Genomic DNA, 4,778 nt, shown 5'->3' with positions numbered 1-4,778 from the left:
GCATAGCCCAGCTCCGGCTGTTCGATGCGGCAACGCCCGTCCCACTGGCAAAACCCCTTGTCCACCAGGCCTTGCGGCAGCCCCTTGAGCTGAGTGAAATCCCATTCGGCCGGCACCGGCGCCAGCCCGGTTGGCAGCTTGGACGCATCGCTCATCCACACCTGATCGGCCTTGGCCTGCAACCGCGTGCCGGGCCTTCGTGGCAAATACGGATGCAATCCCAAGCCATGCCACGCGGCTTTTTCGGCCAGATGCGTTACGCGCAACTCGATACTCAGTTCGCCGCCACGTAAGCGAAACCGCTGCTCGGCGCGATAGGCAAACGGCGTGTCGCACACCACCTCCAGCACCACTTCATCCGCCGTCTGGCTTACCACCTGCCACGCCTGTTGCCAGGCCGAACCGTGAATCGGCAGCGGGTCGAGCGGGCTGTTGGGCGTGAGTGCCAGCCAGCCGCTGGGGTTGTCGAAACCGCCGTGGGCAACTCGATTGGACCATGGCGCCAGCGGGTAACACGCCAGCTTGCCCGGCAGCCCAGTGTTCAGCGCAGCTTCGTCGCTATGGCGCAACAGCGGCTGCCCGGTAGCGCGCACCGTCCAGTTGACGAGGCTGCCACCCACGGCCGGGGCGAGGGTGAGATGGGTCAGGCTGTCTTCCAGTTCAATCATCAGAGCACCAGCCCGGGAAGCCACAGGGACAACGCGGGAATGTAAGTCACTGCCATCAATATCAGGAACAGTACCGCATAAAACGGCAGCAGCGCCGCCACGGTTTTCTCGATACTGACCTTGCCCACCGCCGCACCCACAAACAGCACCGCACCCACGGGTGGAGTGATCAGGCCGATCCCGAGGTTCACCAGCATGATCATGCCGAAGTGCACCGGGTCCACGCCAATACCGAGGATCACCGGCAGCAGAATCGGGGTGAGGATCAAGATCAGCGGCGCCATGTCCATCACCGTGCCGAGCAACAGCAGCATCACGTTGATGCACATCAGGATCACGTAGCGGTTGTCCGACAGGGTCAGGAACAGCGTGGTGATTTTTGCCGGGATCTGCATCAGGGTCATGATGTAGCCGAAGCTGGCGGCGAAGGCGATCAGGATCATCACAATGGAAATGGTGCGCACCGTGCGGTGCATCAGCTTGGGCAGCTCACGCCATTTGTAGTCGCGATAGATGAACATGGTCACGAAAAATGCCCACAGCACGGCAATCGCGGCCGACTCGGTGGCAGTGAAAATGCCCGAGAGGATGCCACCCAGGATGATCACCATGGCCATCAAGCCCCAGAGCGCGTCGGCGCAGATCTTCAGCGCTTGTTTAAGCGGGATGACCTCGCCCTTGGGGTAGTTGCGCTTTTTCGCGAAGATCAGGCACAGCACCATCAGGCATGCACTCATCAGCAGCCCCGGCACCACGCCGGCCATGAACAACGAGGCAATCGAGACCGTGCCGCCGGCCGCCAGGGAGTAGAGCACCGAGTTATGGCTGGGCGGCGTCAGCAAGGCTTGCACCGAGCCGCTGACAGTGACGGCGGTAGAGAACTCACGCGGGTAGCCACGGCGCTCCATTTCCGGGATCAACACCGAACCGACCGAGGCGGTATCGGCCACCGACGAGCCGGAAATCGCGCCAAAAAACGTCGACGCCACGATGTTCACCAACGACAGGCCGCCGCGCACAAACCCCACCAGCACCCCGGCAAATGCAACCAGTCGCCGCGACATGCCGCCTTCGGCCATGATCGCCCCGGCCAGTACAAAGAACGGAATCGCCATCAGCGAAAACTTGTTCACCCCGCCCGCAACCTGAATCATCAAGGCCTGGAACGGGATGTCGATCCACCACGCGCCGATCAGCGCCGACAGCCCGAGGGCGTAGGCCACCGGCATGCCGATCAGGATCAAGGCGATAAAACTGCCCAGCAGCATCAATGCGTCCATCAGGCAGCCCCTTCGTTTTCTTCAACCAGATCAAAGCGCACCACGCGGCGCTGGCTCTGGTCACCGAGCAAGAGTTTTTCCAGCACGAACACCAGCGTCAGCAGCCCGCCGATCGGGATTGGCATATAGGTGATGCCCACGCGCAGGGTGGGGATCGCACTCATGAACTGGTTCCAGGTGGACAGGCACAGCTTGCTGCCCCAGACGGTCATGAACAGGCAGATGGTGGCCATCAGCAGTTGCGTGATAACGCCGACGATTTGCCGTTGGCGCGCTGGCAGGCGGTCAGTAACTACGGCCACCGACATATGCGCGCCGGCACGGTAACTGGCGGCGGCGCCGATAAAGGTGAACACCAGCATCAGCAGGATGGCGGTGGGCTCCGGCCAGCTTGCGCCGGTGCCGAGGATGTAGCGGGCGAAGATGCCCCAGGGGATGATCAGCGCGACCCCGAGGACCGAGAGGCCGGCGACCCAGATGCAGGTCATGTAAATGCGGTCGTTGATGCGCAGCACTAAATTCTTCATGGCGTTCACCGTAACCGGGCGCGTCGATGCCGACCGCGCCGGGCCTGACTGAAGGGAAGGGTGATTACTCGACTGCGTCGATGCGCTTGATGATGTCGGCGTAAGCCGCACCGTACTTGGCGCGAACCGCTGCGGTGGCGTCATAGAAGGGTTTTTTGTCGACGCTGATGAACTCGACGCCGGCAGCCTTGAGCCTGGTTTCGCTGCTGGCGGACTTGGCGTCCCACAGCGCGCGCTCATCGGCCTGGGCGACCTTGGCGGCTTTTTTCACCAGGTCTTGCTGGGCGGGCGTGAGTTTGTTCCAGGTGATTTTTGACATCACGATGGGTTCGGGCAGGATCAAGTGTTCGGTGAGCGTGTAGTACTTGGCGTTCTGGAAGTGATTGTGTTCGAGCAAGGTGGGCGGGTTGTTTTCCGCGCCGTCGATGACGCCGGTCTGCAAGGCGCTGAAGATTTCGCCGGTGTCCATGGCAATACCGTTGGCGCCCATCGCGTTGAAGGCTTCGATGAAGATCGGGTTGCCCTGTACACGAATTTTCATGCCCTTGAGGTCTTCGATCTTGCGCACCGGCTTCTTGGTGTAGAGGTTGCGCGTGCCACCGTCCATCCAGGCCAGGGCCACCAGGCCGAACTCGGAGTCGGTGATCTTGGCGAGGATTTCATCGCCGATCTCGCCGTCGATGATTTTGCGCATATGCGCCTGGTCGCGGAACACGAATGGTAAGTTGAACACGTTCACGTCCGGCACCACTGGCCCGACGATGCCGAGGCTGACGCGGGTCATCTGCACCGCACCGACCTGGGCCTGTTCTACCACTTCTTTTTCGGAACCCAGGACACCGCCCGGGAAGTATTTGAAGGTCAGTTCGCCGTTACTTGCCTGAGTCAGGGCCTTGCCCATGTTCTGTTCAGCGACGACGGTGGGGTAGCCGGCGGGATGGATGTCGGCGAATTTGATTTCCAGCGCGTGGGCGGCGGTACTGAGGGTAAAAAATGCAGCGGCGAGCAAAGTGCGTTTGAAGTCCATGGGGTGTCACTCCTGTCTTATTGTTGTTGTATTCAAGGCACATCGATGCAGCTAGAGGGTGAACGTGGGCTCCGGCAATCCGCTGACGCCGGGGTTGAGGGCAAACACGCCGCCGGCGACCGACTGCTCACTGTGGTCATCACGAATCGAGGTGACGAACAAGGTGTCCAGCCGGCTGCCGCCGAAGGCGCACATGGTGGGTTTTTTTACCGGCACGCTGAGGGAACGGTCCAGACGGCCATCCGGGGTGAAGCGGTGAACCAGCCCCGCGTCGTTGGCGCAGATCCAGTAGCAACCCTCGGCGTCGACTGCCGCGCCATCGGGGCGCCCGAGGAATTGATGCATGTCGACAAATACCCGGCGGTTGGATGGCGTGCCGGTGTCGATGTCGTAATCGAACGCCCAGACCTGCTGCACCAGCGGGTGTGAATCCGAGGCGTACATCGTGCGGCCGTCCGGGCTGAACGCCAGGCCATTGAGGGTGATGAACCCGTTCAGTTGCGCATGCGGCGCGGCGCCTGACGCATAGCGGTACAGGGTGCCTTCGGCCGCATTCAGGCCCATGTTCAGCACCATGCTGCCAGCCCAGAAACGGCCCTGGCGATCGCAGCGGCCATCGTTGAGGCGCATGTCCGGGCGTGGGTGCTCGATGCTCGCCAGAGGCGTGGTGTCGAGGCTGCCGTCGTTATGCGGGGTGAGTTGGAAAAAACCGCTTTCCATGCCCGCGACCCAATTGCCCGCGTCGGTGCGGGCAATACAGGCGAGCATCTGCGGGGCTTTCCAGGCGGCGACGTGGCCGGTGGCGGCGTCCCAGCGTTGCAGGCCACCGTTGGGGATGTCCACCCAGTACAGCGCGTTTTCCTGCGGCACCCACACTGGGCATTCACCCACGGCATTGCGGGCGTCGACGATCAGTTCAGCGGTCATGGCAACTCATTCCCTTGGGTTGATGTACGTTCAGTCACCAAACGGCCCCGCCGCGCAGAACGCGCCGCCCTGGTAGACCGCGGCCGGGTCATCGGCGGCCACTGGCGGCTGGGCTTCGACCTTGGTGCGGTACACCTCGGAGCTGTCCTTGGGCACAAAACCCAGGTGCGCGGCGTAACGGTTGTCCCACCAGGTGTCGAGGTTATCCGACATGCCGTAGACCACGGTGTGGCCGACATTCGGCGTGTACAGCGCGCGCTCGAGCAGTTGGGTCAGGTCATCGAAACTCAACCAGGTGTGCATCATCCGGCGGTTCTGGGGTTCCGGGAACGAGGAGCCGATGCGGATG

Annotated in this window: 5 protein-coding genes and 1 pseudogene; all 6 read right to left on the bottom strand. The window is 62.2% G+C overall.

Annotation, left to right across the window (positions count from 1 at the left end; all coding sequences use genetic code 11):
* A partial coding sequence (locus FEM54_RS25005; RefSeq protein WP_138453487.1) for an aldose 1-epimerase occupies positions 1 to 668 on the bottom strand: 668 nt, incomplete at its 3' end.
* Positions 668 to 1,948 carry a TRAP transporter large permease gene (locus tag FEM54_RS25000; RefSeq protein WP_138453486.1) on the bottom strand — a complete coding sequence of 427 codons (1,281 nt, stop codon included), beginning with the start codon at positions 1,946 to 1,948 and terminating at the stop codon, positions 668 to 670. The genes FEM54_RS25000 and FEM54_RS25005, both read right to left, overlap by 1 nt.
* The gene (locus FEM54_RS24995) at positions 1,948 to 2,475 is read right to left on the bottom strand and encodes a TRAP transporter small permease (protein ID WP_017136439.1); all 528 of its coding nucleotides are present in this window, start codon (positions 2,473 to 2,475) and stop codon (positions 1,948 to 1,950) included. Before FEM54_RS24995 ends, FEM54_RS25000 begins: the two co-directional genes overlap by 1 nt.
* A gap of 64 nt (positions 2,476 to 2,539) precedes the next feature.
* A complete protein-coding gene (locus FEM54_RS24990; RefSeq protein WP_138453485.1) occupies positions 2,540 to 3,502 on the bottom strand; it encodes a TRAP transporter substrate-binding protein in 963 nt (320 codons plus the stop codon).
* A gap of 51 nt (positions 3,503 to 3,553) precedes the next feature.
* Positions 3,554 to 4,429, bottom strand: a complete 876-nt coding sequence (locus tag FEM54_RS24985; protein ID WP_138453484.1) for an SMP-30/gluconolactonase/LRE family protein — start codon at positions 4,427 to 4,429, stop codon at positions 3,554 to 3,556.
* 30 nt (positions 4,430 to 4,459) lie between these two features.
* Positions 4,460 to 4,778: pseudogene (locus tag FEM54_RS24980) on the bottom strand (NAD-dependent epimerase/dehydratase family protein); the annotation flags it as partial.

The sequence above is a fragment of the Pseudomonas edaphica genome, assembly GCF_005863185.1.
GTDB lineage: Bacteria > Pseudomonadota > Gammaproteobacteria > Pseudomonadales > Pseudomonadaceae > Aquipseudomonas > Aquipseudomonas edaphica.
Note: the sequence above shows the minus strand (reverse complement) of the source record. Positions and strands in the feature narration are given on the sequence as shown.